Origin of the sequence: Microvirga lotononidis (assembly GCF_034627025.1) — a bacterium.
Taxonomy (GTDB): Bacteria; Pseudomonadota; Alphaproteobacteria; order Rhizobiales; family Beijerinckiaceae; genus Microvirga; species Microvirga lotononidis.
This window is the reverse complement of sequence record NZ_CP141048.1, coordinates 44,286-69,705: the sequence shown is the minus strand read 5'-3', so window position 1 is coordinate 69,705 and position 25,420 is coordinate 44,286. Positions and strand designations below refer to the sequence as shown.

The following is a 25,420-nucleotide window of genomic DNA, read 5'->3' as shown; positions in this document are numbered from 1 at the left end:
TGAGCCGCTCACGATGATCCCATCATGGAAGGGCGCGGTTAAGGTCTCATGAAGAGGAGCCCCCGCGCCGGTCCAGCGGCTTCATATAGGCGGGAATGGCGGGATGGCGAGGGACGACGAGCGTCTCAGCTCTGCCGATGCCTCAAGGCATCATAGGCATTCGCCAGGGCAACATAGCCCTCTACCGGGATGTTCTCCGCGCGGATCGTCTCCTCCAGCCCGGCCGCTGCGATCATCGCGGCCGGGTCGGGAGCGATGGATTTCAGGCTCTGGCGCAGCATCTTGCGGCGCTGCCCGAAGGCGGCGCGGGTGACAGCTTCGAGGGCGCCGATGCGGCAGGGCAGCGGGTTGGCCCGCGGGGTCAGGTGCACGATGCTCGACGTGATCTTCGGCGGCGGCACGAAGGCGGAGGGCGGTACGTCGAAGAGGATGCGCGCCTCCGTCCGCCAGCCGCAGAGGACGCCGAGCCTGCCATAGTTCTTCGGATCATCTTCGTCCGCGACGATGCGCTCGGCCACCTCGCGCTGGAACATGAGGGTGAGCGCGGCCCACCAGGGCGGCCAGGCCTCGCCGGTGAGCCAGCCGGTCAGAAGGGCCGTGCCGACATTGTAGGGCAGGTTGGCGATGATCCGCACGAGCCCGTCGCCGACCAACGGGCGCGGATCGAACGCGAGCGCGTCGGCTTCGACGACCTCCAGCCGTCCCGGATAATGCTCGGCGATCTCGGCAAGGGCGGGCAGGCAGCGGCTGTCGCGCTCGATGGCGATGACCTTCTTCGCGCCCGCCGCCAGGATGGCGCGGGTGAGGCCTCCGGGGCCGGGGCCGACTTCGATGACGGTGGCATCCTCCAGCGGGCCCGCCGAGCGGGCGATGCGGCTGGTGAGGTTGAGGTCGAACAGGAAATTCTGGCCGAGCGATTTCTTGGCCATCAGACCGTGCGTGCGCACGACCTCGCGCAACGGGGGAAGATCGTCGATCTGGCTCATGGGCTTGTCAGGCGGGCGGCCAGCTTCAGGGCCGCCATGAGGCTGTCGGGGCGGGCGATCCCCTTGCCGGCAATGTCGAAAGCCGTGCCGTGGTCGGGCGAAGTCCGCACGAAGGGCAGCCCGAGGGTCACGTTGACGGCTTCGTCGAAGGCGATGGTCTTGATGGGGATCAGCGCCTGATCGTGGTACATGGCAAGGGCTGCATCGTACCGGCTGCGCGCTCGGGCATGGAACATGGTGTCCGCCGACAGGGGGCCCGTCACGTCGATGCCCTCCGACCGCAGGATGTCGGCCGCCGGGACGATGACGGACTCGTCCTCCGTGCCCATCGCGCCGCTTTCGCCCGCATGGGGGTTGAGCCCCGCGAGGGCGAGCCTCGGGTTCTCGACGCCGAACCGCTGCCGCAGCTCCCGGGCGACGATCCGGCCTGTGAGGACGATCAGGTCCGTGGTCAGGGCCGCGGGCACATCCGCCAGGGGAATATGCACCGTGACGGGGACGACGGCGAGCGGCTCGCTCCAGAGCATCATGACGGGGTGGTATGTCTCCGGTCCGCCTTCCGCTGCGAGAGCCGCAAGAAACTCCGTATGGCCCGGATGCCGGAAGCCGGCCTCGTAGAGAACGTGCTTGGCGATGGGGTTCGTCACGACGGCGGCCGCCGAGCCCGCTCGCACGAGGCGAACGGCCGTCCCGATGGATTCGATGACGGATGCAGCATGGGCCGGGTCGGGTTTTCCCGGCTCCGCGGAAACCGGCGCGCTCAACGGAACGACAGGGAGCGCGTGCGAAAAGGCGGCTCGAATCTGGTCCGGTTCGACGGCCACGATGGGGACGTCCCAGCCATAGCGCTTCGCGACGCGATCGAGATGCCCGGGATCGCCGACGACCCCGAAGGCCGGAAGAGACGCGGCGTCCCGTTCCAGCCAGGCCCTCAGGCTCAATTCGGGTCCGATCCCGGCCGGATCACCCTGTGTCAGGAGGAGAGAAGGGCGCTGTTGGAGCCCCATCACTGGGTCGATACACCTTCTTCCGAGGAAAGGCCGCTGAGGTTCTGAGTATAGCCCACTTCGCCGAGAGAGCGGAATTCGAGAGTGAACGCGATGGTTTGATTCTGGCTTCTCTCACCCGAATTCCGCACCACTTCGCGCGGGGTCACGCTGTAGCTGAGGGAGAATGTGGTGCATTCGTCCATATAGCCGATTCCGAGCGACATGCCGCTCACATAGGCGACGTTCTGCCGGTTGTAGACGGCCGTCTCGGGGTTGAGGGCGAATTGGGTCAGATAGGTTTCACGCGCCAGGAGATAGCGGTCGAGATCGAGGAGGACCGAGCCGGACACGTACCAGTTCGGCGTGATATCCCACCGGGCCGTGCCGAGCAGGCCTTCGCGCCGCAGCGGGAAGCCGATGGCCGGCTGGGCCGCGTAATTGGCATAGGTCACCGAGGTCGACACCGGCAGGTACGGATTGAAGTTCGCCCTGAATCCGGCTTCGAACCGGTTGAGGCCGAAATCTTCCTGGTCGAAGCGCGCGCGGGTCACGAAAGCGAAGTTCGCATTCGGTGAGATCTGGAAGCGGCCGACATAATCCGAGGCCCGGGAATCCAGCCCCGAATCCAGCCCGACATTGGCGAGGTCGGGATGGGTGAACGAGTTGAGCCCCGCAATCTGATAGGACTGCCCGAAGAGCACGTTGGCGTAGAAGTCGTCGGCGCCCGTGATGGTGTACTGGATGCCGACATTGGCGCGAACGCCTCCTTCGACCCGGTCGTAGCCGGAGAACTTGTCCCAATCGAACAGGGACGTGTCGTCGAACACGAGGCTCTGGGCGTCCTCGTTGGGGAGGCTGCCGATCCGGGTCTCGCTCGGACGTGCGATCACCTGCGCGATCGGCTCGAGGACCTGCTTGCCGGAGGTGCCCAGGCTGGCGATGAACGGATAGCGATACTCGACGCCCACGGCCGGCATGGCCCGGAAGAGATAATCGTCGCCCGGATCGAGATAGTTCGCGAGCTGCGGGTTCTGGTAGCCGCTGAAGTTCGGGGAAATCCAGAAGCTGTCGGCCCGGAGATAGGCGAACGGCGTCCAGACCTGACCGGCCGGATCGACGAACTCACGGCGCCAAGAGGCGGTGACGGACGCGCGGGAAGTCGAGCCGCTGATGCCCCGGACAAGGCACTGAGCAGGGTCGAAGATGATGCAGGTCTGAGCAACGCCGAAACGGGTCGTGTTCGCAATCGACAATGGATCGAACTGCGCGGCATCGCGGGAAAGGTGCGTCACGTTCACGTCGAGCGCGAACTCGCCGCCGATGGTCGAGGGCGTAAAGCGCTTGTTGTAGTCGAGAACGGGAGCGACGACCGGCTGCTGCTTCTGCCAATCGGAGCTCGACAGGGTCTGGAAGTAGTAGCCCCGCATGTCGAAGAAGGAGCGGTCGCCCGCGCCCTGCAGATACAGGGTCGAGATCGACTCCTTGACGTAGTACGAGCTGAGGCTCTCGCTGCGGATCTTGTAGTTCGACAGGAACCACTTGTCGGACAGCAGGGCGATATCCCAGCCCCAGCGCCAGTTCTGGTTGATGTAGAACAGGCCGTTCGTCTCCAGCGAGCCGCGGAAGTCGCGATCACCTGCTCCGTTCGGAGAGGGAAGGAAGGCTTCGGGATCCTGCTGCGAGATACCGGCGGCGCGGATGGTGTAGGTGCCGTTGTCGAGCCGGTGACGCCATTCGGCTTGGGCGAGAAGACCCTGCCGGCTCAGATAGGTCGGGCTGAGGGTCAGGTCGTAGTTCGGCGCGATCGCCCAGAAGAACGGCACGGAGCCGCCGTAGCCGAGGGAGCTGGAATAGACATAACGCGGCGACAGGAAGCCCGTCTTGCGCTTGACCGTCGGATCCGGCGTCCAGAAATAGGGCATGTAGGCGACCGGAATGCCGAGGAGCTCGAGGGTAGCGTCCTCGTAATAGATGGTCCGTTCGCTGTTGTTGTGAATGATCTTGGCGGCCTTGACCTGCCAGAGAGGCGGCCGCTCCGGGTTGTCCTTACAGGGTTCGCAGGCCGTGTAGGTGCCGCGCTCGAAAACCGTCGTCTCGCCCTCGGCGCGTTCGGCCCGGGGGGCGGAGAAGCGGGTCGTGAGCGGGCGGCCCTGCTCGACGGTGGTCTGGACCACTCTCAGGGAATCGATGAAGCCGTTCTTGAAGTCGTCCGTCAGCTCGAATCGGTCGCCCGTGGCGACGGTGCCGCTGGCATCGGTGAGGCGGGCATTGCCTTCGGCGAAGACGCGGCCGGTGTTCCGGTCGTAGGTGACCCGATCGGCCTGGAGCGTCCGGCCCTGGTAGTTCATCTGTACGTCGCCGGAAGCGGCGATCGTGTTCTTGTCGTTGTCGTAAACGATTTCCTTAGCGTCAACGAGAAGGCGATCCTGGCCCGATCCGGATTTAGCGCGCCCGGCGATGGCGTCGTTCAGGGTCGCCTGGGCGAGCGCAGGCACAGACCCAGCAGCTAACAGAGCCGCTGCGATCGCAGACGTTGCGATCGTTGTCTTAAGCCGCTGCCGCATCCCCACTCCTTAACAAACCTTTTTATCGAGGCCGGTCAGCCGTCCTCTTGATGCAATAACGCCAGGGTCCCTAACAGACTGCCTACTACAGCTGGGAACCAGGCTGCAACAAGGGAACTGATGATTCCGGCGGCGCCAAGCTCCGCCATAAGCTCCGTGGCGACATAAAGCATGAAGCCGGCCGCGACGCCACCCAGAACCATCATCGCTACACCGCCAAATCGAAAGAATCTTAACGATACGGATGCGGCCACGAAAACCATGGCGATGAACAGCAGAGGGCGGGCCAGGAGGAGATCGTAATGGAGCTGGTAGGCGGTGACGTTGATGTCCGCCTGGGCCATGCGGTTAATCGTCTCCTTGAGGTCCCAGAACGGAACCGCATCGGGTTCGATGAAGCTCTGTCGAACCTGCGAGGGCTGGAGGTTCGAGGCGATCAGGTAACGATCATGGGACTGGGGCTCCTCGGTGGCCGAGAGGATTCGGGCATCCTTCAGCTCCCAGAAGCCTTCGTGCAGCGTCGCTTCCTTGGCTTCGATCCGGTGGGTGAAGACCCCCGCCTGGTCGAAGGCATAGACCGTGACCCCGTAAAGGGTCGGGCTGTCGGTGGCCGAACCGTCGCCTCGAAGGATGGCCTGCCCGTCCTGGCTCCTCTGGCGAATCCAGATCGGCTTCTCCCGGTTCTGGGTCGGTCGGGAGAAGGTCTGCGTCTCCAGGGCCGAGGCGCGCTGCTTGAGGATGGCGGAGACCGGGTTGTAGACGGTCACGGACAGGACGCCGATCAGCAGGGCGATCAGAAGGCCCGGCTGCAGGAACTGCCAGGCGGAAATTCCGGCCGCCCGGGCCACCACCAGCTCGAGCTTGCGGCTGAGCTGGAGCAGGGCCGCCATGCTGCCGAACAGCACCGCGAAGGGCATGACCTGCTCGGCGATGGCCGGTGTCCGGAACAGGGCGAGCTGAGCGATCACCGCGGGCGTCGCCGCCGGCGCATCGCCCGCCCGGCGCATGAGTTCCACGAAGTCGAGCGTGTAGACGAGGGTGAAGACAGTCGCGAAGACAAGGAAGATCGTCTTCATGAACTGTCGCGAGAAATAGGCCCCGAGGGTGCGGCCGATCAGCATGGTCAGGCCTTCTGAGCTGCGGGAGCGCGCGACGGCAGCAGGTTGCGGAAGGTCGTATAGAGCTTCGCCTGTGCGGAGCGCATGGCCGGTCCCTTGAAGATGAACAGCAGGCTGATGAAGATGCCCGCCAGGGGAACGCCGTAGACGGCGATCACCGCCGTCGCCGTCCTCGCGACGGCGCTCGACGCGGCGAAGCCGAGAATTCTCAGCAGCACGATGGCGACGACCGCGCCGGCGATGGCGAGACCGCGCCCTTGGCGAGTCGTTCTCGCTTCGCCCAAGGCCGCGAAGGCGATGACCATCATGGCGAGCGGGTAGAGCCAGGACGACAGGCGGTCGTGCAGCTCGGCCCGGAAGCGCCCGCGCTGCTCCTGGTAGATGAACTCGCCCTTGTCGGGGAAGAGGAGCTGGGTCGTGCTTCGCTCGCGCGGCTTGTAGACGACCTCGCCACCCTCCTTGCTGAAGGCGGACAGGTCGACCGCATAGCGCTCGAAGGCGACGATCGACGTATCGCGGCTGTTCGGCTCCTTGCGCTGGACGCTGCCCTTCTGGAGCACGAGATAGGCAGTGCCGTTCTGTTCGACGGTTTGTCCGCGCTCGGCCAGGTAGACGATGGCTTTGTCCTTGTCCCGCAGATCTTCCATGAAGATCCCGAGAAGGGCGTCCCCCGAGCGCTCCCGGTAATGGAACGTGAAGCCGCTCTCCAGGGTGATGAACTGCCCTTCCTTGGCCATGGTGCCTACGAAATCGGCCCTGATCTTCGTGAACAGCTGGCGCAATTCCTGGAAGCTTGCGGGCATGAGATAGACCGAGATGACGGCCACGACCGCGCATACGAAGGTGGCCAGGGCGAGGAAGGGCCGCAGGAGGCGCTGCGGCGGCATGCCGCCGGCGCTCATGACGATCAGCTCGGAATCGCCGTTCAGCTTGTTCAGGGTGTAGATCGTGGCCAGGAACAGGGCCACGGGTGCGATGACGTTGATCAGGGCGGGCAGGGACAGCCCCGTGACCGTGAGGAAGATCACGATGGTCTGGCCCTTGCCGGTCAGCAGGTCGAGCTCGCGCAGCGCCTGCGTGATCCAGATCACGCCCGTCAGGGCGACGAGGCACGCCAGGAAGGCATTGAAGGTGTTCTTCAGAATATAGCGTTCGAGAAGTGTCATAAGGCCCTTCGCCCCCGGGCGGCGGTGCCCTGGGTATCGTGTCGCATCATCTCAGGCAAGATGGCCGCTTTCAACAACCCGGGATTGCGCCGATTTCACGGCAGCTTCCCCGTGCCTTCGCCGGCCATATGCTATATGTCCCCATCGTCAGCGTCGCAGCCGGCCTCAAGACCGGTGATGTGCATCAGAACAACGAGGATTTCATGGCCGACAGCTTCACGATCGACTTTCAGGCCCACGGCAAGGTTGAAACCGGCGATCTCGTCGTTTTCGTCGGGGACGATCTCAAGCCCTCCGGCGCCGTCGCGGCGCAGCTGGGCCCGAAGGCCGTCGACCTCATTGCCAAGGCTGCTGCTGCCGAGACTTTCAAGGGCAAGGCGAAATCCTCCATGTCGATCGTCGTGCCGGCCGACCTGCCGGTCGACCGACTGGTCGTGATCGGCCTCGGCGGCGAGAAGGACCGGGCCGGCCTCGATTTCGTCCAGCTGGGCGGCCTGATCGCCGGCAAGGTGAACGGGAAGCTCGCGACGGTGGTGCTGGACCTGCCCGGAATCGAGGTCTCCCCGGAGGCGGTCGCCGATATCGCGCTCGGCGCCCAGCTGCGCCGCTACAGCTTCGACCGCTACAAGACCAAGAAGGACGACGGCGACGCCAAGAAGGGCGGCAGCCTCGTTCTCAGCGTGGCCGATCCCGCCGCGGCCAAGAAGGCTTATAAGTCCCGCGAGGGCATCGAGCAGGGCGTCGCCATCGCCCGCGACCTCGTCAACGAGCCGCCGAACGTCCTCGGTCCCCAGGAATTCGCCGCCCGCGCCCAGGAACTGAGCAAGCTCGGGGTCGAGGTCGAGATTCTCGACGACAAGGCTATGAAGAAGCTCGGCATGAATGCGCTTCTCGGCGTCGCTCAGGGTTCCGTGCGCGGCGGCCGGGTCGCTATCATGCGCTGGAACGGCGGCAAGGCCGACGACAGTCCCATCGCCTTCATCGGCAAGGGCGTGGTGTTCGATTCGGGCGGCATCTCGATCAAGCCGGGCGCCGGCATGGAGGACATGAAGGGCGATATGGCGGGCGCGGCCTGCGTCGTCGGCCTGATGCATGCGCTCGCGAGCCGAAAGGCGAAGGCCAATGTGGTCGGCGCCATCGGCCTCGTCGAGAACATGCCGGACGGCAATGCCCAGCGTCCCGGCGACATCGTCACCACCATGTCGGGCCAGACCATCGAGATCATCAACACGGATGCCGAAGGCCGCCTCGTGCTGGCGGACGTGCTCTGGTACGTGCAGGACCGCTTCAAGCCGAAGTTCATGATCGATCTCGCGACCCTGACCGGCGCGATCCTCGTGGCCCTGGCGCAGGAATATGCGGGCCTCTTCTCGAACAACGACGAATTGTCCGAGCGCCTGACGGCAGCCGGCAAGGCGACCGGCGAGCGGGTTTGGCGCATGCCGCTCGGGCCGGAATTCGACAAGATGATCGAATCCAAGTTCGCCGACATGAAGAACTCCGCCGGCCGTTTCGGCGGGTCGAGCACGGCCGCGGCCCTGCTCCAGCGCTTCGTCAACGACGTGCCCTGGGCTCATCTCGACATCGCCGGCACGGCCATGGGCTCGCCCGCGACCGAGATCAACAAGGGCTGGAGTTCCGGCTGGGGCGTGCGTCTCCTCGACCGTCTCGTTCGCGACCATTACGAGGCCTGATGACTATGGCGGAAAGGGACCTCTGGCGCGCTGCCACCGTTGCGGCCGCAAGAAATTGTGATCAGCGATGACCGAGGTCCTTTTCTACCACCTCCAGCATCAGCCGCTCGAGGCCGTGCTGCCCACGCTCCTGCAGAAGACCCTGGAGCGGGGGTGGCGCGCCGTCGTGCAGGCGGTGACCGAGGAGCGCATGTCCGCGCTCGACGACCATCTCTGGACCTTCGCCGACGAAAGCTTCCTGCCGCACGGCACCGACCGCGAGGCCCATGCGGCGGACCAGCCGATCCTCATCACCCTGTCGGGAGAAAACCCCAACGGCGCCTCCATCCGCTTTCTCGTGGAGGGCGCAGATCTGCCGAACGACATCGCGGCTTACGAGCGGCTGGCGATCCTGTTCGACGGCAACGACGTCCAGGCCCTTGCCGTCGCCCGCGACCAATGGCGCGCGGTGAAGGAGGGCGGCCATGCCGCGACCTATTGGCAGCAGGACGAGAGCGGACGCTGGCAGCGGAAGGCGTGAGGCAAGCGGCCGATCCGCATGTCATCACCGACCTCGTGCCGGTGATCCCGGTTGCATGAAGCCCGAGCCCTTCAGGATCGAAATGGCCGGCACAAGGCCGGCCATGACAGTCGGGGCGCGCGAACGAGCCGCCCAAACACAAACTCGTCATCGGTTCCGTGCTTGCAACGGGAGGGTTTCTCTCCAGTTTCACGCAGGCCAAACAAGGATCTTCCGATGACCCGAGCGACGCGTCTTCCTGTCTATGCCGCCCTCGTCCTCTCCCTGGCGATGCCCCTGGCCGCGGGCGCGCAGGAGCAGTCGGGCAATCGGGAGCAGCAGGCCCAGCAGACCCAGGGCCAGCAGCAGGAGGCGCGCCGGCCCCAGGCCCCGGCGAGGAACGCGCAGGCCCTGCCGCCGGAATCGGTGACCCGTCACAGCCTGCAGCTCCCGGGCCGGACCCTGTCCTTCACCGCCACGGCGGGACATCTGACCCTGACGGATCAGCAGGGCTCGCCCCAGGCCGAGATCGGGTTCGTGGCCTATACGCGGGACGATGCCGATCCGGCGACGCGGCCGGTGACGTTCGCCGTGAACGGAGGGCCGGGCGCATCATCGGCTTATCTGCATCTTCTCGCCATCGGCCCCTGGCTGCTGCCGATGGACGGGACGACGATCAGCCCCTCGGCCCCGACGGCCCTCGTGCCCAACGCCGAAACCTGGCTCGACTTCACGGATCTCGTGTTCATCGATCCGCCCGGCACCGGCTACAGCCGCGTGGTCGGTGGCGATCAGGTGCGGGATCGGATGTATTCCGTGCAGGGCGATATCGATGCTCTCGCCGCCGTGGTGATGCGCTGGCTGAAGGAGAAGAACCGTCTCACCTCGCCGAAATTCTTCGTCGGCGAGAGCTATGGCGGTTTCCGTGGACCGCTCCTGGCCCAGAAGCTGCAGAGCGACCAGGGGATCGGCTTCAGCGGGCTCGTCCTCGTCTCGCCGGTCTTCGATTTCAACTGGCTCGAGCGGGGAACCGCGGGGTCTCCCTGGACCAGCGCGGTTCTCCTGCCGTCTCTCGCCGCCGCAAGGCTCTCGCGCAACGGGACCGTGTCCCGGGACGCGTTGAAAGACGCGGAGGCTTATGCGTCGGGTGAGTATCTCGTCGATCTCATGCGCGGCTTGCAGGACAAGGAAGCCGTGGACCGGATCAGCCGCCGCGTGGCGGAAATCAGCGGGCTCGATCCCGAGCTGACCCGCCGCCTCGCCGGTCGCATCGACATGAGGACGATTCAGCGGGAACTCCGGCGCGGTTCGGCCGAAGTGGTCAGCGCCTACGACACCAATGTGGCCGCAGCCGATCCCAATCCGACGTCGCTGTCGTCGCGTTTCCAGGATCCCGTGCTCGACGCGATGACGGCGCCTCTGACGAGCGCGATCATCCATCATCTGACGGATACGCTGAACTACAAGGCCGAAGGTCGCTACAACCTGCTGAACGGATCGGTCACGGGCGCATGGCGTTGGGGCGGCGGTCGCAACGGGCCCGAAAACCTCGATGAACTGCGCCAGGTCCTGTCCCTCGACGGCAAGCTGCGCGTCCTCGTCGCCCACGGCTTCACCGATCTCGTGACGCCGTATTACGCCTCCCAGCTTCTCCTCAACCAGCTTCCCGATCTCGGTCCCGAGAAGCGTGTGGCTTTGAGTGTTTACGACGGCGGGCACATGTTCTATTCGCGAGAGGCGTCGCGACAGGCCTTCAGGAGCGATGTGCAGCGGCTGTTCGAACAGGCCTTGCAGGCGAGGGCGGCCGGTAACGGGGATTGATGGTGATGCGTGTAAAGGTTCTCTCGGGTGCCGCTTTCGCGGCGTTGGTCCTGGCTGGCTGCACCAGCACGGCCAGCGCGCCGCCGGCTCCGGCCGTGACGATGGCTCCCGCGCCTTCGGCGTCCCGAGGCCCCGTGATCGACGGGCCGACGCTCGGGCCGGACGGCCAGTGCACGGTCAGGGCCTTCGGAACGGCGACGGCCATCGAGCCCGGCATCATGGAATGCGATCTCGTGCGCCTGAAGGGCAAGCCGCCGACCGATGTGCTCGTCGGCGAGAGCGGCAAGGGACAGCGCGAAGTGCAGGTGCTCTATTCCGAGCCCGGCGGCCGCGAGCTGTATTTCTTCGTGAACAACAGGCTCGACCGGGTGGTGAAGCCGTAAGGTCGGAGCATCGTCCGGCGCAGCTGCTCCGCCATTGCGGAGCAGCATGGAAGGCCGTCGAGGGTTGCGGCGCCACCCATGAGATTCGCGTGATCTATCCGATTGCCCTCAAGCGGGTCTACGATCCGTCGATCGGGCGTTTGGCGCGCTTGCTCCGGTGTCTGCCGTAGAGATCGGGAGTCGGATCGCCTTCCGGGTCATTGGAGGAGGACGGCCGTCCATCCGAGCATCGCGAGGCCGCAGACAAGGCCGACCCAGCGGAAGGCTCGGGCCCAATTGTCGTTGGCCGGGTTATCGCGGACCGGTTCTGAGAAGTCGTCTTCGTCCTCATCCATGGCGGATCTTCGTTCCCTCCGATTTTGCCGGGAAGGAAATCCCAAGCCCGAGGAAGAGTCGAGTGTTATTCAGCGCATGGCCCGGATAATCCGATGCATAACTCGCACGGAGAAGCGCGCGACCACGCAGAATGCCCACCGGGCTATCACAGATCGGTCGGGCTTCCTCGCCTGCCATGGGAAGCGGTGCCCGAAACGGCGCAATCGTAGAGATGCCGGATGTCGTCGAGGCTGCGGATTGCGGGGCCCGTTTGCCTTTGGATCACGGCGCTCAACTGCCTGAACTTGTCGTCGGACCAGTCCTCGATCACCACAGCAACCGCCTTCCTGAGAGGAAGGGTCGCGACCTTCACCGGCATGAGTCCAGCGTTCCGCATCGGTCGGCCGATGGCGAACAGATCGACGATCTCTTCAAGATCATGGGCGGTCAATATCCTCTCCATTCGGGCCGAGTCACGTGATCGCCGGCAGAGGAATGTCGCAGCCGACGGCACAGGGCTTCAAATGTCCAAAGGAGTTAAGCAGCAGCCATCATGGACGAGCCGGAAGGGCTGCGATCGGCCCGAAGCGCGGCGGCGCTCGTCATCGCCACAGGGATGGGAATGCGACCGGCGGATCGTTGTCGTTGCCCGGCTCGATCTCGCGGGTCCGGAGCAGGGCGAGAGGCACGAGGGCACGCGAGAAAAGCCGCGCCGTGCAGTAGGACATGACCTGGTTCATCGCAGCCTCCATCAAAGGCAGCCGAACGCTAACTCATGGGTGATCGAACGGATGTGCTGTGCCGCACTCTTACTTACCTAGCGGCATGCTGCCCGAGGCAAGCCGAGCGCCTCAAATGAAGGCGGATTTTCGGTCTTGTTTGCGAGCGGAGCGCATTGTCGTTGACGGCAAGCGCGGAACTCTCCGTCAGATGCGCCATCGGCAAGAGGCCTTCGGCGAACACCCTGTCGGTGCAGGCGGAAATGTGGATTCTCATGTGTCAGCCTCCCCCATAAGGCTACGCAAGAATACCTTCCTGGCTCGATTCTCAGTGGGCCCCGAGTAGGTAACACGGGCCCCCCGGGGGAGTAGACACGAGGGAGTACGGGTCTGCAGCGGCGCGTTCGCTCTCCTGGTTTACTCGTCCGCCGCCCGGGGCCGTCCGCTTGTCGTACGGCTATCCGGAGCTGCTCCGAAGGATGCTCTCGTCAGTAGACGTAATGCCGGACAGGGCGGTCGTAACCTTCGTCGTATCGCCTGAAGTCGCGATCATAGCCGCGCGGCGGCATGCGATATCCGTCGCCAACCCAACGGTCGTTCCTGTCGTATCGGCGGGCGACATAGGCGCAGCGCTTGGGCGTGCCCGGCGCCGGATCGCCGAAGATGCTGTTCGAGCAGGCGATGCCGCCGCCTCTGACGAAGACCTCGGCTCTTCGCCCCGGAACGCCGTAGATGACGCGAGTCGGGTAGGGGACGCGGCAATATCCTCCTTCCCGTGAGCAGGGCACCAGCCCTTGCGCCTGCGCGTCCGCGGACGCTCCGAAAGCTACACCGGTGGCAATCAATGCCGTGGCCAAGACCGCACGAAGCATATGTCGTTCTCCCTATGACAACGCCAGGCTACGATTCATATCGTTAAATATGACATAACGTATCATTTTGAGGGCGCTCACCGTCTGCACGATCCTGCGGCAGCGAGCCGGCTATCTCTCCGCCCTCATCCTGAGGAGCAGCGCCGCTGCGGCTCGAAGGATCGTCCTAACAAGCGCGGGGATGACCTCTCCCACGTCATCACCGGCCTTGTGCCGGTGATCCCGATCTCTTGAAGCGCCGCGTCTTTCCGACCGGGACGGCCGGGACAGGCCCGGCCATGACGGGTGAGGGCGTGAGCAGCGTGATGTTATGTTCTCACTTTGTTCTTGACAGGGGGATGAGCCTTGGCTATATCGTTGCACAGCCTGATCCGACGAGGGGCGCGCTTCGCGAGGCGTCGCACGGTGTGGGAGCAGGCACGGTCCTGTCCGACGGTCACGCAGCCGGCGGCAGGAGGCCCTTGGCAGCCCTGTGCTGGTCCAAGTCGAAACGCCTAAAAGAACCGTGCGCGAAGCGGCCTTCCGGCTCTTCTAGCTAACTTAACACAGCGAGCCGGACGGCCCGTCGCGCCACCCTCGATCTCCTGTAAAGGCTCGCAGCGCAAGCTGCGGGCCCACAGGTGCTGGCTCTTTGACAGACATAACCACCACCCGCCCGTCATGGCCGGGCCTGTCCCGGCCATCCCGGTCCGGTGAGGCTCGGCACTTCAATCCTTCGAGATCGCCGGGACTGATCCCCGGATCGAGTCCGGGGACCTCCGTGACGTGGAAAGGGGGATATTTCGAGCGACCGCGGGCCGCAAACCGGATCCGTTTTGCCGATAAGGGCTCTAGGCCCCAGCTTCCTCGATCTCGCCGCTGAGGTTCAGCCATTCCTCTTCGAGGGTGCTCAAGGTCGCGGCCGCCTCGGCGCGCATCTTCGACAGTTCGGTGGCCTTGGCCGGGTCCTTCTGGAAGGCGGTGCCGTCGGCCAGGGCCGTGTCCACCTTGCCGATGACCTCGGTGAGCTTGGCCATCCTGCCTTCGAGCGCCTCCAGCTTCTTGCGAAGCGGGGCCAGGGCGGCCCGGCGTTCGGCGGCGGCGCGGCGCTCGTCCGTCTTGGAGGCGGCCGGCGCCTGCGGCTTGTCGGAGCGCTTCTGCGGATCGAGATCGCCGGAGAGCACCAGCTGGCGGTAATCGTCCATGTCGCCGTCGAAGGACTTCACGCCGCCGTTGCCGACGATCCAGAGCCTGTCGGCGCAGGCTTCGATCAGGAAGCGGTCGTGGCTCACCAGGATCACGGCCCCGGTGTAATCGTTGATCGCCTCCATCAGGGCCGTGCGGCTGTCGATGTCGAGGTGGTTCGTCGGCTCGTCGAGGATGAGCAGGTGAGGACCGTCGAAGGCCGCCAGCCCCATCAGCAGGCGCGCCTTCTCGCCTCCGGAAAGAGCGGAGACCGGGGTATCCGCTTTGGCGCCCGGAAAGCCGATCTGTGCCGTGCGGGCCCGGATCTTGGCGATGGGCGTGTCGGGCATGCGCTCGGCCACGTGGTCATAGGCGGTGGCCTTGGGGTTCAGCTCGTCGAGCTGGTGCTGGGCGAAGTAGGCGACATCCATGCGCGAAGGCGTGCGCATCTCGCCCTTCATGGGCGCGAGCCTGCCGCCGATGAGCTTGCAGAAGGTGGACTTGCCGTTGCCGTTCGAGCCCAGGAGCGCGATCCGGTCGTCCGGTGCGATCGTCAGGTTGAGGCGGTCGAGCACGATCCGCTCGCCATAGCCAACGGCCCCGCCCTCGACGGTGATCAGCGGCGGCGCGGCGGGACGCTCCGGCCCCGGCAGGTTGAAGGGCAGCACGTCGTCTTCCACGATGGTCGCGATGGGCTCCAGCTTGGCGAGGCGCTTCACGCGGGACTGCGCCTGCCGGGCCTTCGAGGCCTTGGCCTTGAATCGGTCGACGAAAGCCTGGAGGTGCTTGCGCTCGGCCTCCTGCTTGGCCGCCATCTTGGCGGTGAGCTCGCGCTTCTCCGCGTATTGCTTGGCGAACGAGGTGTAGCCGCCGCGATAGATCGTGAGCTTGCCCCGGTCGAGATGGAGGATGTGGTTGACGCAGGCGTCGAGCAGCTCCCGGTCGTGGCTGATCACGAGGACCGTATGCGGGTAGCGCCCGAGGTAATCGTACAGCCAGAGCGTGCCTTCCAGGTCGAGATAGTTGGTCGGTTCGTCGAGGAGCAGCAGATCGGGCTCGGTGAAGAGCACGGCGGCGAGCGCCACGCGCATGCGCCAGCCGCCCGAGAAATCCGCGCAGGGCCGGTTCTGCGCCTCGGCGTCGAAACCGAGGCCGTGCAGGATCGCGGCCGCGCGGGCAGGAGCCGAGTGGGCCCCGATATCGGTGAGCCGCGTCTCGATCTCGGCCCGGCGGATGCCGTCCGCGTGCTCCGCCTCGACTATCAGAGCGCTGCGCTCCTTGTCGGCCGCGAGCACCACGTCGATCAGGGATTCGGGGCCGCCCGGCGCCTCCTGGGCCACAGCGCCGATCTTCATGCCGCGGGGCAGGGTGACGCTGCCGCTCTCGGTGGCGAGCTCTCCCTGGATGATCTTGAACAGGGTCGTCTTGCCCGCGCCGTTGCGCCCGACGAGCCCCACCTTCGCACCATCAGGCAGGTTGAAGGATGCGCGGTCGAGGATCAGCCGGTCGCCGATGCGGTAGGTCAGGTCGTTGACGTGAAGCATGGGGTCTTTTGGCGTGGGACGGTGCAGCTGGCAAGGTCTTAAGTCGGGAGCGGGCTAGCCGGAATCGCCAATGACAAAGTCCTTAAGTCCTGAGAGAGGGAGGGGCCACAAGGTCATATTGGCCATGTAAAATCTGTGCTATAGCCAAGGATCGAATTCAGGGGGAGTAAACCGATGGCGCGGCTTGCAGGGATCAAGCTGTTCAAGGGGCTGGACATCGACCTTGCGCCGATCGAGGCGCGGGCCAACTGGCGCCGCTTCGATCCGGAGGAGGTCCTGGTCGACTTCGATGAGCCGTCCACGGACGTCTATTTCCTTCTCACCGGCGAGGTCCGGGTCCTCATGCGCACGGCTTCCGGCAAAGAGGTCATCCTGCACGAGATGAGACCGGGCGATCTGTTCGGGGAACTGGCCGCGCTCGACGGGGTCCCGCGTTCCGCCAACGTCACGGCGCTGACCCGCGGGGAGGCCTGCGTGATGCCGGCTGCCGTCTTCAAGGAGCTTCTCTTCTCGCACCAGCCCGTGGCCGAGCGGCTTTTCTGCCTCATGGCGTCGCGCATCCGCGAGCTGAACGCCCGTTTCATGGAGCAGACCGTCCTCGATCTCCGGCACCGGCTCTATTCGGAACTCCTGCGCCTGTCATCGCCCCGCCAGGACCGGTCCGGGGAGCGTGTCATCACGCCGCCGCCGTTCCATCACATCGTGGCGGCGCGCATCGGCTGCCGCCGCGAGCAGATCACGCGGGAATTCACGATGCTGACCCAGGAGGGGCTGATCGAGCGGACGCGCGGCGCCCTGATCCTGCGTCAGCCGGACGTGCTCAAAGCGCGCGTAGCCGAGGCGATGCGGACGGATCACTAGGCCGGTCCTGCGGCCCATAGGCGGCGAAGAACACCCGGAGCGCGTTCTCCACGTTCCTCTGGATCTCGGCCTCCGTCGGCGGTTCGCCGACCGAGAAGAGAAGGCGGCGCAGCATACCGGACACGCAGAGGTCGAGGAAATGCTGGGCGGCCACGCCGGAATCCTCCATGGAGAGCCGCCCCGCCGCAACCTGGCTGTCGAAATAGGCGCTGAGGCGGGCAAGCCCCTGGCACGGACCGGCCTCGTAGAAGGCCTGTCCCAGATGGGGAAACTTCTCCGCCGCGCCCATGACCATGCGGATCGACGAGATATGCTCCGGCTTTCCCATGCGGCGCAGATAGCTGAGTCCCAGCGCCCTCAGAACTCCGCGAACGTCCGGATCGCCGGGGTCGAGCTTGAACAGGACCTCGGCCAGACTGCGCTTCTCCTCCGTCGTCAGGGCGGTGAAAAGGCTCTCCTTGCTGTCGAAATAGACGTAGAGCGTGCCCTTGGAGACACCGGCGACCTTGGCGATCTCGCCCATGCTCGCGCCATCGAAGCCCTGCGCGAGGAAAACCTTGCGGGCGCCGTCCAGGATCTGGCGGCGTTTGGCGTTCTCGGGGCTCTCGTCGACAGCCGGGGCCATTTCCTGATCCCGGAGGCGGTCATGCGCGGCGCTCATAGCTTCTATTGGTTCCTTTTGGGTCTTGCCTATTGACCGAACGGTTCGGTCAACTCATATATGGCGGACGATCGATAGAGATCAAGACTGCAACGATAAGCCCGAACCTTTTCGACTCAAGGGCTTTAAGTTGGCTTGCAGAGGTTCACATGGCTTATCGGGAAGAGTTTGAGCAGGGTGCCAAGGAGCGCCCGGAGACGGCGAGGGAAGGGCAGCCCGTTCAGGCTCCCCAGCCGGAGACGGCTGCCCCCGTCGCGGAACCGCCCAAGGCCAAGAAGAAGGGTTTCGGCAAGAAACCGATCATCCTGGCCGTTCTGGCGGCCGCCCTGGGCTTCGGCGGGTACGAGGGCTACCATTGGTGGACCGACGGGCGCTTCATGGTTTCGACCGATGACGCCTATGTTCAGGCCGACATCACGATCCTGTCGGCCAAGATCTCCGGTTACGTCGCGTCCGTCGCGGTCACGAACAACCAGAACGTCAAGGCGGGCGACCTGATCGCCAAGATCGACGACGGCGACTATCGCCTCGCCCTGCAATCCGCCAAGGACAAGTTCGCCACCCAGCAGAGCGCCATCGCGCGCATCGGCCGCCAGATCGAGGCCGGCCGCGCCTCCGTGGCGCAGGCCGAGGCCCAGGTGGTCAGCGCGCAGGCCGAGGCCGAGCGCGCCGAGAGCGATTATGCCCGCCAGCAGCAGCTCGCCCGCTCGGACTTCACCAGCCGCGCCTCGCTCGAGAATGCCAAGGCCGCGCGTGATCGCGCCAATGCCGACGTGAAGAGCGCCCAGGCCGCGGTGGCGGCCGCCCAAGCGAATGTCGAGGTCCTGGCGGCCCAGCGGACCGAGGGCGAGCGCCTTGCCGCCGAGTACCAGACCGCTGTCGACAAGGCGGAGCGGGACCTGTCCTTCACCGAGATCCGCGCGCCGGTCGACGGCGTCATCGGCAACAAGGCCGTCGAGGTCGGCACCTATGTGCAGCCCGGCGCCCGTCTGGCGGCCCTCGTGCCTCTGACCAGCGTCCACGTGGATGCCAACTTCAAGGAGACGCAGCTCGCCTCGCTGAAGCCCGGCCAGACCGTACATGTGAAGGTCGATGCGTTCCCCGATTCCGACATCGTCGGCAAGGTCGAGAGCGTGTCGCCCGCATCCGGTGCGGTGTTCAGCCTGCTGCCGCCGGAAAACGCCACTGGCAACTTCACCAAGATCGTTCAGCGCGTCCCCGTCCGCGTGACCGTCAGCCCCGAGGTCGCCCAGCAGGGCCTGCTGCGTCCCGGCCTCTCGGTGGTGGTCGACGTCGACACGCGCACCGCGGCCCAGTCTGAAAAGACGGCCAGCATCAAAGAGTAAGAGAAAGATCGACCCATCATGGCCGCTTCAGCTGCCATTCCGAGCGCATCCAAGGCGATCATGCCGGCTGCAAAGCCTGCGCAGGTGAGCCGGCGCAGGACCTTTGCATTCTTCTGCATGGTCTTCGGCATGTTCATGGCGATCCTGGACATCCAGATCGTGTCGGCCTCGCTCGCCGAGATCCAGGCGGGCCTCTCCGCGTCGTCGGATGAGATCTCCTGGGTGCAGACGAGCTATCTGATCGCCGAAGTGATCATGATCCCGCTCTCGGGAACGCTCTCGCGCGTGCTTTCCACCCGCTGGATGTTCGTCATTTCCGCAGGGGGCTTCACGATCATGAGCTTCCTGTGCGCGACGGCCTCCAACATCGATCAGATGATCGTCTATCGCGCGCTGCAGGGCTTCATCGGCGGCGGCATGATTCCGACCGTGTTCGCGTCGGCCTTCACCGTCTTCCCGCCGGAAAAGCGGCCCGTGATCTCGCCGATCATCGGCCTCGTAGCCACGCTCGCGCCGACCATCGGCCCGACGCTCGGCGGCTACCTCACGGACCTGTTCTCCTGGCACTGGCTGTTCCTCGTGAACATCGTGCCCGGCATCTTCGTGACGATCTCCACCTACCTCCTGGTCGATTTCGACGAGCCTAATCTCGGCCTGTTCAAATCATTCGACTGGGCGGGTCTCGGCTTCATGGCGGCTTTCCTCGGCAGCCTCGAATATGTGCTGGAGGAGGGGCCGAACAACGAGTGGTTCCAGGACGAGGCGGTTCTGATCCTCGCCATCGTCGGCACCATCGGAGCCATCGGGTTCTTCTATCGCGCCTTCACGGCCAAGCAGCCCATCGTGGACCTGCGCGCCTTCGCCGACCGCAACTTCCTGGCGGGCTCGTCCTTCAGCTTCGTCATGGGCATCGGCCTCTACGGGCTGACCTATCTCTATCCGGTCTATCTCGGCCGCGTGCGCGGTTATTCGTCCCTGCAGATCGGCGAGACGATGTTCGTGTCGGGCGCGACCATGTTCTTCATGGCGCCGGTGGCGGGCTTCCTGTCGCGCAAGATGGATCCACGAATCATGATGGGCATCGGCTTCGCGGCCTTCGCCTTCGGCACGTGGATGATGAGCGGGCTGACCAAGGACTGGGATTTCTGGGAGCTCTTCGTGCCCCAGATCTTCCGTGGCGTCGGTCTCATGATCTGCATGGTCCCGATCAACAACATCGCGCTCGGCACCTTGCCGCCGGAGCGCATCAAGAACGCATCGGGTCTCTACAACCTCACCCGCAATCTGGGTGGTGCCGTGGGGCTGGCGCTCATCAACACGATCCTCAACAACCGCCTGGATCTGCATCTCCAGCGGCTGCACGAGAGCGTGAACTGGGGACGTTCGACGGCGGTTGAGACGCTGAACTCCATGACCATGAAGTTCCAGTCTTACGGCATCGACGCGGAAGCGGCTGCGATCAAGAACCTGTCCAACATGGTTCGCCGCGAGGCGATGGTCATGTCCTTCTCGGACGTGTTCCTTCTGCTGACGGTGCTGTTCCTCGGACTGATCTTCGCACTGCCCTTCATCAAGAAACCCCGAGCCGCTCCCGCAGGTGGCGGCGGCGGTCACTGAGCTAACCTCCAAAACTTCAGCCCGGCCTCGTGCCGGGCTTTTTTCTTGCTTGCCACTTCAAGCTGCACTTGCGCAGCAGATCATAGATGGCCTTCTTAAGGATCGGCAGGCGTGGCGCAGGATAACGGGCGGGTGCAGCGACACATGGGTGTGGCTCGGTCCATGCATGCGGATGGTGCCGGTCGGCCTGAACGGCAAGCAACGGATCCATGATGCAGAGCGTGTGGATGAATTCCGCAGTCTCGGTGTCGTCACCGGCCTTGTTCCGGTGATCCCGATTGGAAAGGCGCGAGGCTGCACGGAAATGAGATGGCCGGCACAAAGGCCAGCCATGACGGGAAGGGGAGCCTTCCTGAGCCACGCACTGCGAGGGAGAGATCGGCCCAGCGATCTTGCGGCTGGCCTGCCTTGGCCGCGCTTCATGCCACGGCGCTACCGCCGGTCCGCCTCCGACGCCACGTTCGAGCTCTGAGGTTGCGCGCCTGGTCCCGTGGCCGGGAGATCCGACGGGCGGGAGGCAGTGTCCACGCTGACCACCACGGACATGCCGGGTGCGAGACGCTCCGCCAGCGATTGTCCCGGCGCGATGGCGATGCGGACCGGCACCCGCTGCGCCACTTTGGTGAAGTTGCCGGTGGCGTTGTCCGTCCTGATCACGCTGAACTCGGAACCCGCGGCCGGTGAGAAACGCTCGATCTGGCCTTTCAGCGTGGCATGCTCGAGCGCGTCGACCGTAAAGGTTACCGGTTGGCCGACTTTCATCCCCGGCAGCTGGGTTTCCTTGAAGTTGGCGATCACCCAGATCCGCTCCGGAACGATTGTCAGCAGTTGGGTGCCAGCAGCCACGTACTGACCGAGGCGCGCGCCGACTTCGCCGAGCTGTCCTTCCTCGGGCGCGACGATCCGGGTGTTCTGCAGATCGATCTCCGCGAGGCGCACAGCCGCTTCGGCGCCCTGCACGGCAGCTTCGAGGGATTGCCGATTGACGAGCGTGGAAGCGAGATCCTGCTGGGAGACGGTGAGGGCGGCCTCCGCCTGATGCAGAGAGGCGGTCGCTTGGTCGAGCGAGGCGCGTGCCTGATCAGCCTGGCTCTGCGTTGCGACGCCCCGCTCCAGAAGCGGCGCGATCCTGTTCCAGCTCGCTTCCGCCGCGCTCAGAACGGCTTTGGCGCTGTCGACCTGTGCTTGGCTCGATTCGATGCGCGCGCGGTCCGAGCGCTCCTTCTGCTCGGAATTGGTCAGGGCCGCCTGCTGGCTTGCCAAGGTGGCCTTCGCCTGCTTGAGCTTCTGGGCGAAGATGCGGTCGTCGATCTTCACGAGAAGCTGCCCCGGTTTCACATGCTGAAAGTCCTGAACGGCGACCTCGGCCACATAGCCTGCGAGCTGGGGCGCGATGATCGTGATCTGACCGCGAACATAGGCATTGTCGGTGGTCTGAACCGAACTGGTAAAGGGCGGAAGCCGCCATGCATAGAGCACGAGGGCGGCACCGGCGATCCCGATGATCGCGGCGAGGATGGTGGTCGTATAACGGGGGAGCTTGCTCATGAGAGTGCTAACTGGCGGCCGGTTGCGGTTCAGGTGAAATGCTTTTGCGGATCGCACGGAGGGCGAGGTGCAGAATCATCGCCGCGAGGGCGAAGGCGGCGAAGAGGGAGATGGCCAGGAAGGCGTCGTTATAGGCGAGCACCGTGGCCTCGCGAGTCACCTGCTGGCCGAGGAGCACCACACCTTCCGCATTGAGCAGGGACCGGTCCGTGAGCACACGGCCATAGGCTCCCGCGAGCTGCGCGATGCGCTGCGTGACGAGCGGATCGGTCGAGACAAGATGATCGACGATGTCCTGAAGATGGAAACGCGTCCGCCAGGTAATGAACGTGCCGACGAGGGCCGAGCCGATCACGCCGCCGAGACTCTGCGTCGTCAGGAAGATGACGATGAAGTTCAGGATGAAGGTCGGTCCTCGCTTCAGGGCCAGCGCCAGCCCGGTCGCCATGGCAGGCGGCAGGAACAGAACTCCGGCCACGGCGATGAGCGCTTGGCTGACATACATCTGCTCGGGCCTGGTCAGGTTCGTCGCGTTGCTGTCCATGAAGGCGCCGACCATGAGGAGGCCGAGCGCGACCATCTGCGCAGCGTTCTCCCGTCCGGGCTTGACCAGGAGGATATAGGCCAAGCCTCCGGCGATGGATGCGCCGATGACCACCAACGAGAGGGTCGTCATCTGGTCGTTCTGCAGGCCCAGGGCCTGGAAGAACGCGAAGGCGCCGGCGGTCTGCTCCGACATGAGGAGACGGAAGACCAGGAGCGTGCCGGCGAGATGAAGGATCTCCTTGCTGGTGAGCCAGCGGATGTCGAGAAACGGGTTTTCCCGGTTGAGCTCGATCAGGATCGTGCAGGTGAGCGAGGCGAGGCCGACGGCGAGCATCACTCCGAGCCACGGCGCCTCGAACCACCAATAGACACGCCCCAAGGCGAACACCATGGCGATGAGCCCGAAGCCGACGGCGATGAAGAGATAGCTGACCACGTCGAGCCAATGGATGACCTTGGCCCGCGGCGGCGGCGTGAGGGGCAGAAGATACACGGCCGCGAAGGCCATCATGGCCAGTGCGATCTCGAAGAGATACAGGCCGTGCCAATCGCCCATCATGAGAAGATCGGGCGAAATCAGGCGGGCCAGGGGAGCGCCGAGCGCGATGTTGGTGAGAACGAGGGGCTGACCGACAGTGAGCTTCTTCTCCGGCGGGAGGGGTTCCAGCATGTAGAGAAAGGCGAGAGTCGAGATCGGGGAGGCCGCGATGCCGCTGAAGAAGCGTACGATCATCGCCGATTGCAGATCCCGCACGAAGATGTGCAGCAGCATCACGAGCACGAACAGGAGAATGCTCAGCTCCGCGAAATTGCGAAGGCCGTACTGGGCCCTGACCTTCACCAGGATCAGCGAGAGGCTGACGTTCGGTGCCATATACGCGGCTATCAGCCAGGTTACTTCATTGGTGGTGGCGCCGAGCGGACCCTGAAGCTGGGGCAGGTTCGCGGCGGCGAGGTTCATCCCCAGTCCCTGGGTGAGAGACAGGAGCAGGGAGGCCAGCATGTACAGGGCCGCCCTGGGCCAGGGCATGGGAACAGGCGCCGCCGGAGGGGGCGGCGGCGCCTGCTGCACCGGCGGCTCGGAAGGGGTCTCGATCTCGGAGCCGGTGACATCGGAGCGCTCGTTCACGGACGAGCGGATGTGAGATTCTGCGGTCATGGAAGGAACGTCAATCAGCTTGAGGCTTCGATGTTCCGGCCCATGGCCTCGCAGACGCGAATGGCGACCCTGAGATCATCCTCGCTTATATCCTTGAGCACGTCGCTGCGGAATTCCTTCACGAGCAGGTCCATATGGGTCGCCTGCTCCTGTCCCGCTGCGGTCAGGGCGATCTGCTTCGCCCGCCGGTCGCCGTCGACCGGCCGCCGTTCGATCAGTCCCTGCTTTTCCAGGCTGTCGAGAAGCGGGACCAGGGTCGGCCCCTCGATCTCGAGCGCATCTGCCAGCTCGGTCTGCGTCATGCCCTCCTTCTTGCCGAGGAAGATCAGAGCGCGGGCCCGCGGCAGGGTCAGCCCCTGGGCCCGGACACGGGCATCGAACAGAGTGCGCATCTTGCGGCTGATCTTCCAGAGTTCCTCGGAGAATGCCGCCTTGGCAGGAGTCATGACTTTGGAGCCTAGTGGGTGTATTGTTAGGGTGCTAATAATATGAGGGCTTGCTACTCCTTTCCCGAATTGGATGCAAGGCGACGGGCCGCATCGGTCCGGCAGGGCAGGGTTGCGGCAAACGCCGCCCTGGATGCGGTGATTAACGCCGTTTAAATTGTTGTTCTTGCGAGACGAACATCATAGCTTGCCCGCTCGTTTCCTCGTTCAAGGTCGAAGTCGCACCATCTTGCCTCCTCCGTCTCGCCAATCCACCTCCGTCGGCGCAGTGCGCCGCGCCTTTGCGCCCTGGTCCAATCCCGATGCCAAGCCGCTCATCCGCTTCGACAACGTCACGAAGCGGTTCGGAGATGCGGTGGCGGTGGACCATCTCTCCCTGAACATCTTCGAAGGCGAGTTCTTCTGCCTGCTCGGTCCGTCCGGCTGCGGCAAGACCACCCTCATGCGCATGCTCGCGGGCTTCGAGACGCCGAGCGAGGGCACGATCACCCTGGGCCATCAGAGCCTCGCCGGGGTGCCGCCCTATCGCCGGCCCGTGAACATGATGTTCCAGTCCTATGCGCTCTTTCCCCACATGAGCGTGGAGAAGAACATCGCCTTCGGCCTGAAGCAGGACGGCATGCCGAAGAACCAGATCGCCGAGCGCGTCGGAGAGATGCTGCGCCTCGTCCAGCTGGAAAAGCTCGCCCGGCGCTATCCGAGCCAGCTCTCCGGCGGCCAGCGCCAGCGCGTGGCGCTCGCTCGGGCGCTGGCCAAGAAGCCGAAGGTGCTGCTCCTCGACGAGCCCCTCGGGGCCCTGGACAAGAAGCTGCGCGAAGAGACCCAGTTCGAGCTGATGGATATCCAGCATGAGCTCGGCATGACCTTCGTGGTGGTCACGCACGACCAGGAAGAGGCCATGACCATGGCCGACCGGATCGCCGTGATGGATCATGGCCGGATCGCCCAGGTGGCGACGCCGGGCGAGATCTACGAACAGCCCAAGACCCGCTTCATCGCCGAATTCGTCGGCGACGTGAACATCCTGGAAGGCCATGTGCAGGGGCAGGAAAACGGCCTCTGGCGCGTGCAGACCGCCTCGGCCCAGGTGCCGCTCACCATCGACGACCCGGACGAAGTTCTGCATTCAGGCCAGGCGGTGGCGATTGCCGTGCGGCCCGAGAAGATGGTGATCCAGCGCGATCCGCCGCGCTCCGATGCGCTCAACGTCCTCACCGGGGAGGTATGGGACATCGGCTATCTCGGCGACTGGACAGTCTATCGCGTCAAGCTCGCCACCGGCGAGATCCTGCGGGTCAGCCGCGCCAACGCGTCCCGCTTCGTCGAGAACCCGATCGACTGGGACGAGCAGGTCTATGTCACCTTCGCGCCGGATGCGGCCGTGATCCTGGCGGAATAGAGC

At 64.9% G+C, this 25,420-nt stretch carries 22 protein-coding genes; 8 read left to right on the top strand and 14 right to left on the bottom strand.

The features are described from left to right. Positions 1-125: 125 nt before the first annotated feature. From rsmA to lptF, 5 genes are read right to left on the bottom strand one after another with little or no spacing between them, the layout of a single operon-like run. On the bottom strand, positions 126-986 hold the full coding sequence (gene rsmA, locus U0023_RS00285) for a 16S rRNA (adenine(1518)-N(6)/adenine(1519)-N(6))-dimethyltransferase RsmA (protein WP_009764371.1): 861 nt from the start codon (positions 984-986) through the stop codon (positions 126-128). After that, on the bottom strand, positions 983-1,993 hold the full coding sequence (gene pdxA, locus U0023_RS00280) for a 4-hydroxythreonine-4-phosphate dehydrogenase PdxA (protein ID WP_009764372.1): 1,011 nt from the start codon (positions 1,991-1,993) through the stop codon (positions 983-985). The genes rsmA and pdxA overlap by 4 nt, the downstream gene beginning before the upstream one ends. Beyond that, the gene (locus U0023_RS00275; RefSeq protein ID WP_009764373.1) at positions 1,993-4,539 is read right to left on the bottom strand and encodes an LPS-assembly protein LptD; all 2,547 of its coding nucleotides are present in this window, start codon (positions 4,537-4,539) and stop codon (positions 1,993-1,995) included. The genes pdxA and U0023_RS00275 overlap by 1 nt, the downstream gene beginning before the upstream one ends. A gap of 35 nt (positions 4,540-4,574) precedes the next feature. Then, positions 4,575-5,660, bottom strand: a complete 1,086-nt coding sequence (gene lptG, locus U0023_RS00270) for an LPS export ABC transporter permease LptG (protein WP_009764374.1) — start codon at positions 5,658-5,660, stop codon at positions 4,575-4,577. Between the two features lie 2 nt (positions 5,661-5,662). Further along, complete coding sequence (gene lptF / locus U0023_RS00265; RefSeq protein WP_009764375.1) at positions 5,663-6,823, bottom strand: LPS export ABC transporter permease LptF; 1,161 nt, start codon at positions 6,821-6,823, stop codon at positions 5,663-5,665. A gap of 203 nt (positions 6,824-7,026) precedes the next feature. On the opposite strand from lptF, the gene U0023_RS00260 reads away from it, so the two are divergent. From U0023_RS00260 to U0023_RS00245, 4 genes are all read left to right on the top strand, one after another. Continuing rightward, on the top strand, positions 7,027-8,517 hold the full coding sequence (locus U0023_RS00260) for a leucyl aminopeptidase (RefSeq protein WP_040639171.1): 1,491 nt from the start codon (positions 7,027-7,029) through the stop codon (positions 8,515-8,517). A gap of 67 nt (positions 8,518-8,584) precedes the next feature. Then, positions 8,585-9,037 (top strand): DNA polymerase III subunit chi, encoded by a 453-nt coding sequence (locus U0023_RS00255; protein ID WP_009764377.1) that lies wholly within the window; start codon positions 8,585-8,587, stop codon positions 9,035-9,037. Between the two features lie 216 nt (positions 9,038-9,253). Further along, positions 9,254-10,837 (top strand): S10 family peptidase, encoded by a 1,584-nt coding sequence (locus tag U0023_RS00250; protein ID WP_009764378.1) that lies wholly within the window; start codon positions 9,254-9,256, stop codon positions 10,835-10,837. Then, positions 10,837-11,220, top strand: a complete 384-nt coding sequence (locus U0023_RS00245) for a hypothetical protein (RefSeq protein WP_009764379.1) — start codon at positions 10,837-10,839, stop codon at positions 11,218-11,220. Before U0023_RS00250 ends, U0023_RS00245 begins: the two co-directional genes overlap by 1 nt. 197 nt (positions 11,221-11,417) lie before the next feature. On the opposite strand, the gene U0023_RS00240 is transcribed toward U0023_RS00245, so the two are convergent. From U0023_RS00240 to U0023_RS00220, 5 genes are all read right to left on the bottom strand, one after another. Next, positions 11,418-11,555 carry a hypothetical protein gene (locus U0023_RS00240; protein WP_154661157.1) on the bottom strand — a complete coding sequence of 46 codons (138 nt, stop codon included), beginning with the start codon at positions 11,553-11,555 and terminating at the stop codon, positions 11,418-11,420. A 146-nt stretch (positions 11,556-11,701) separates the two neighbouring features. Continuing rightward, positions 11,702-11,986 (bottom strand): hypothetical protein, encoded by a 285-nt coding sequence (locus U0023_RS00235; RefSeq protein WP_009764380.1) that lies wholly within the window; start codon positions 11,984-11,986, stop codon positions 11,702-11,704. Positions 11,987-12,137: 151 nt separating this feature from the next. Beyond that, a complete protein-coding gene (locus U0023_RS00230) occupies positions 12,138-12,275 on the bottom strand; it encodes a hypothetical protein (RefSeq protein WP_009764381.1) in 138 nt (45 codons plus the stop codon). A gap of 467 nt (positions 12,276-12,742) precedes the next feature. Continuing rightward, complete coding sequence (locus U0023_RS00225) at positions 12,743-13,126, bottom strand: hypothetical protein (protein WP_009764383.1); 384 nt, start codon at positions 13,124-13,126, stop codon at positions 12,743-12,745. Positions 13,127-13,956: 830 nt separating this feature from the next. Next, on the bottom strand, positions 13,957-15,834 hold the full coding sequence (locus U0023_RS00220) for an ABC-F family ATP-binding cassette domain-containing protein (RefSeq protein ID WP_009764384.1): 1,878 nt from the start codon (positions 15,832-15,834) through the stop codon (positions 13,957-13,959). Positions 15,835-16,008: 174 nt separating this feature from the next. Between U0023_RS00220 and U0023_RS00215 the strand changes: the two genes are divergently transcribed. Then, positions 16,009-16,695, top strand: coding sequence for a Crp/Fnr family transcriptional regulator (locus tag U0023_RS00215; protein ID WP_009764385.1), 687 nt, complete (start codon positions 16,009-16,011; stop codon positions 16,693-16,695). Here U0023_RS00215 and U0023_RS00210 read toward each other — a convergent pair. Further along, complete coding sequence (locus U0023_RS00210; protein ID WP_009764386.1) at positions 16,655-17,320, bottom strand: TetR/AcrR family transcriptional regulator; 666 nt, start codon at positions 17,318-17,320, stop codon at positions 16,655-16,657. The genes U0023_RS00215 and U0023_RS00210 overlap by 41 nt on opposite strands. Before the next feature lie 185 nt (positions 17,321-17,505). Between U0023_RS00210 and U0023_RS00205 the strand changes: the two genes are divergently transcribed. Beyond that, positions 17,506-18,702, top strand: coding sequence for an HlyD family secretion protein (locus tag U0023_RS00205; RefSeq protein WP_009764387.1), 1,197 nt, complete (start codon positions 17,506-17,508; stop codon positions 18,700-18,702). Positions 18,703-18,720: 18 nt separating this feature from the next. Further along, positions 18,721-20,319, top strand: coding sequence for a DHA2 family efflux MFS transporter permease subunit (locus U0023_RS00200; protein WP_040638767.1), 1,599 nt, complete (start codon positions 18,721-18,723; stop codon positions 20,317-20,319). A 432-nt stretch (positions 20,320-20,751) separates the two neighbouring features. Here U0023_RS00200 and U0023_RS00195 read toward each other — a convergent pair whose 3' ends face one another. The 3 genes from U0023_RS00195 to U0023_RS00185 all read right to left on the bottom strand — a co-directional run bounded on the left by U0023_RS00195 (position 20,752) and on the right by U0023_RS00185 (position 24,018). Then, entirely contained in the window at positions 20,752-21,867 is a 1,116-nt protein-coding gene (locus U0023_RS00195) for an HlyD family secretion protein (protein WP_009764388.1), read from the bottom strand. 7 nt (positions 21,868-21,874) lie between these two features. Then, positions 21,875-23,443 (bottom strand): efflux MFS transporter permease, encoded by a 1,569-nt coding sequence (locus U0023_RS00190; RefSeq protein ID WP_040639176.1) that lies wholly within the window; start codon positions 23,441-23,443, stop codon positions 21,875-21,877. A 143-nt stretch (positions 23,444-23,586) separates the two neighbouring features. Then, the gene (locus tag U0023_RS00185) at positions 23,587-24,018 is read right to left on the bottom strand and encodes a MarR family winged helix-turn-helix transcriptional regulator (protein ID WP_009764390.1); all 432 of its coding nucleotides are present in this window, start codon (positions 24,016-24,018) and stop codon (positions 23,587-23,589) included. A 229-nt stretch (positions 24,019-24,247) separates the two neighbouring features. Here U0023_RS00185 and U0023_RS00180 point away from each other — a divergent pair, with 229 nt between their 5' ends. Next, entirely contained in the window at positions 24,248-25,417 is a 1,170-nt protein-coding gene (locus tag U0023_RS00180; protein ID WP_040638769.1) for an ABC transporter ATP-binding protein, read from the top strand. The last annotated feature ends 3 nt before the right edge of the window (positions 25,418-25,420 follow it).

Excerpts from the sequence above, each read along its gene's own strand:
- rsmA (WP_009764371.1), bottom strand. The coding sequence starts at position 986 with ATGAGCCAGATCGACGATCTTCCCCCGTTGCGCGAGGTCGTGCGCACG.
- pdxA (WP_009764372.1), bottom strand. The coding sequence starts at position 1,993 with ATGGGGCTCCAACAGCGCCCTTCTCTCCTCCTGACACAGGGTGATCCG.
- U0023_RS00275 (WP_009764373.1), bottom strand. The coding sequence starts at position 4,539 with ATGCGGCAGCGGCTTAAGACAACGATCGCAACGTCTGCGATCGCAGCG.
- lptG (WP_009764374.1), bottom strand. The coding sequence starts at position 5,660 with ATGCTGATCGGCCGCACCCTCGGGGCCTATTTCTCGCGACAGTTCATG.
- lptF (WP_009764375.1), bottom strand. The coding sequence starts at position 6,823 with ATGACACTTCTCGAACGCTATATTCTGAAGAACACCTTCAATGCCTTC.
- U0023_RS00260 (WP_040639171.1), top strand. The coding sequence starts at position 7,027 with ATGGCCGACAGCTTCACGATCGACTTTCAGGCCCACGGCAAGGTTGAA.
- U0023_RS00255 (WP_009764377.1), top strand. The coding sequence starts at position 8,585 with ATGACCGAGGTCCTTTTCTACCACCTCCAGCATCAGCCGCTCGAGGCC.
- U0023_RS00250 (WP_009764378.1), top strand. The coding sequence starts at position 9,254 with ATGACCCGAGCGACGCGTCTTCCTGTCTATGCCGCCCTCGTCCTCTCC.
- U0023_RS00245 (WP_009764379.1), top strand. The coding sequence starts at position 10,837 with ATGGTGATGCGTGTAAAGGTTCTCTCGGGTGCCGCTTTCGCGGCGTTG.
- U0023_RS00240 (WP_154661157.1), bottom strand. The coding sequence starts at position 11,555 with ATGGATGAGGACGAAGACGACTTCTCAGAACCGGTCCGCGATAACCCG.
- U0023_RS00230 (WP_009764381.1), bottom strand. The coding sequence starts at position 12,275 with ATGAACCAGGTCATGTCCTACTGCACGGCGCGGCTTTTCTCGCGTGCC.
- U0023_RS00225 (WP_009764383.1), bottom strand. The coding sequence starts at position 13,126 with ATGCTTCGTGCGGTCTTGGCCACGGCATTGATTGCCACCGGTGTAGCT.
- U0023_RS00220 (WP_009764384.1), bottom strand. The coding sequence starts at position 15,834 with ATGCTTCACGTCAACGACCTGACCTACCGCATCGGCGACCGGCTGATC.
- U0023_RS00215 (WP_009764385.1), top strand. The coding sequence starts at position 16,009 with ATGGCGCGGCTTGCAGGGATCAAGCTGTTCAAGGGGCTGGACATCGAC.
- U0023_RS00210 (WP_009764386.1), bottom strand. The coding sequence starts at position 17,320 with ATGGCCCCGGCTGTCGACGAGAGCCCCGAGAACGCCAAACGCCGCCAG.
- U0023_RS00205 (WP_009764387.1), top strand. The coding sequence starts at position 17,506 with ATGGCTTATCGGGAAGAGTTTGAGCAGGGTGCCAAGGAGCGCCCGGAG.
- U0023_RS00200 (WP_040638767.1), top strand. The coding sequence starts at position 18,721 with ATGGCCGCTTCAGCTGCCATTCCGAGCGCATCCAAGGCGATCATGCCG.
- U0023_RS00195 (WP_009764388.1), bottom strand. The coding sequence starts at position 21,867 with ATGAGCAAGCTCCCCCGTTATACGACCACCATCCTCGCCGCGATCATC.
- U0023_RS00190 (WP_040639176.1), bottom strand. The coding sequence starts at position 23,443 with ATGCCCTGGCCCAGGGCGGCCCTGTACATGCTGGCCTCCCTGCTCCTG.
- U0023_RS00185 (WP_009764390.1), bottom strand. The coding sequence starts at position 24,018 with ATGACTCCTGCCAAGGCGGCATTCTCCGAGGAACTCTGGAAGATCAGC.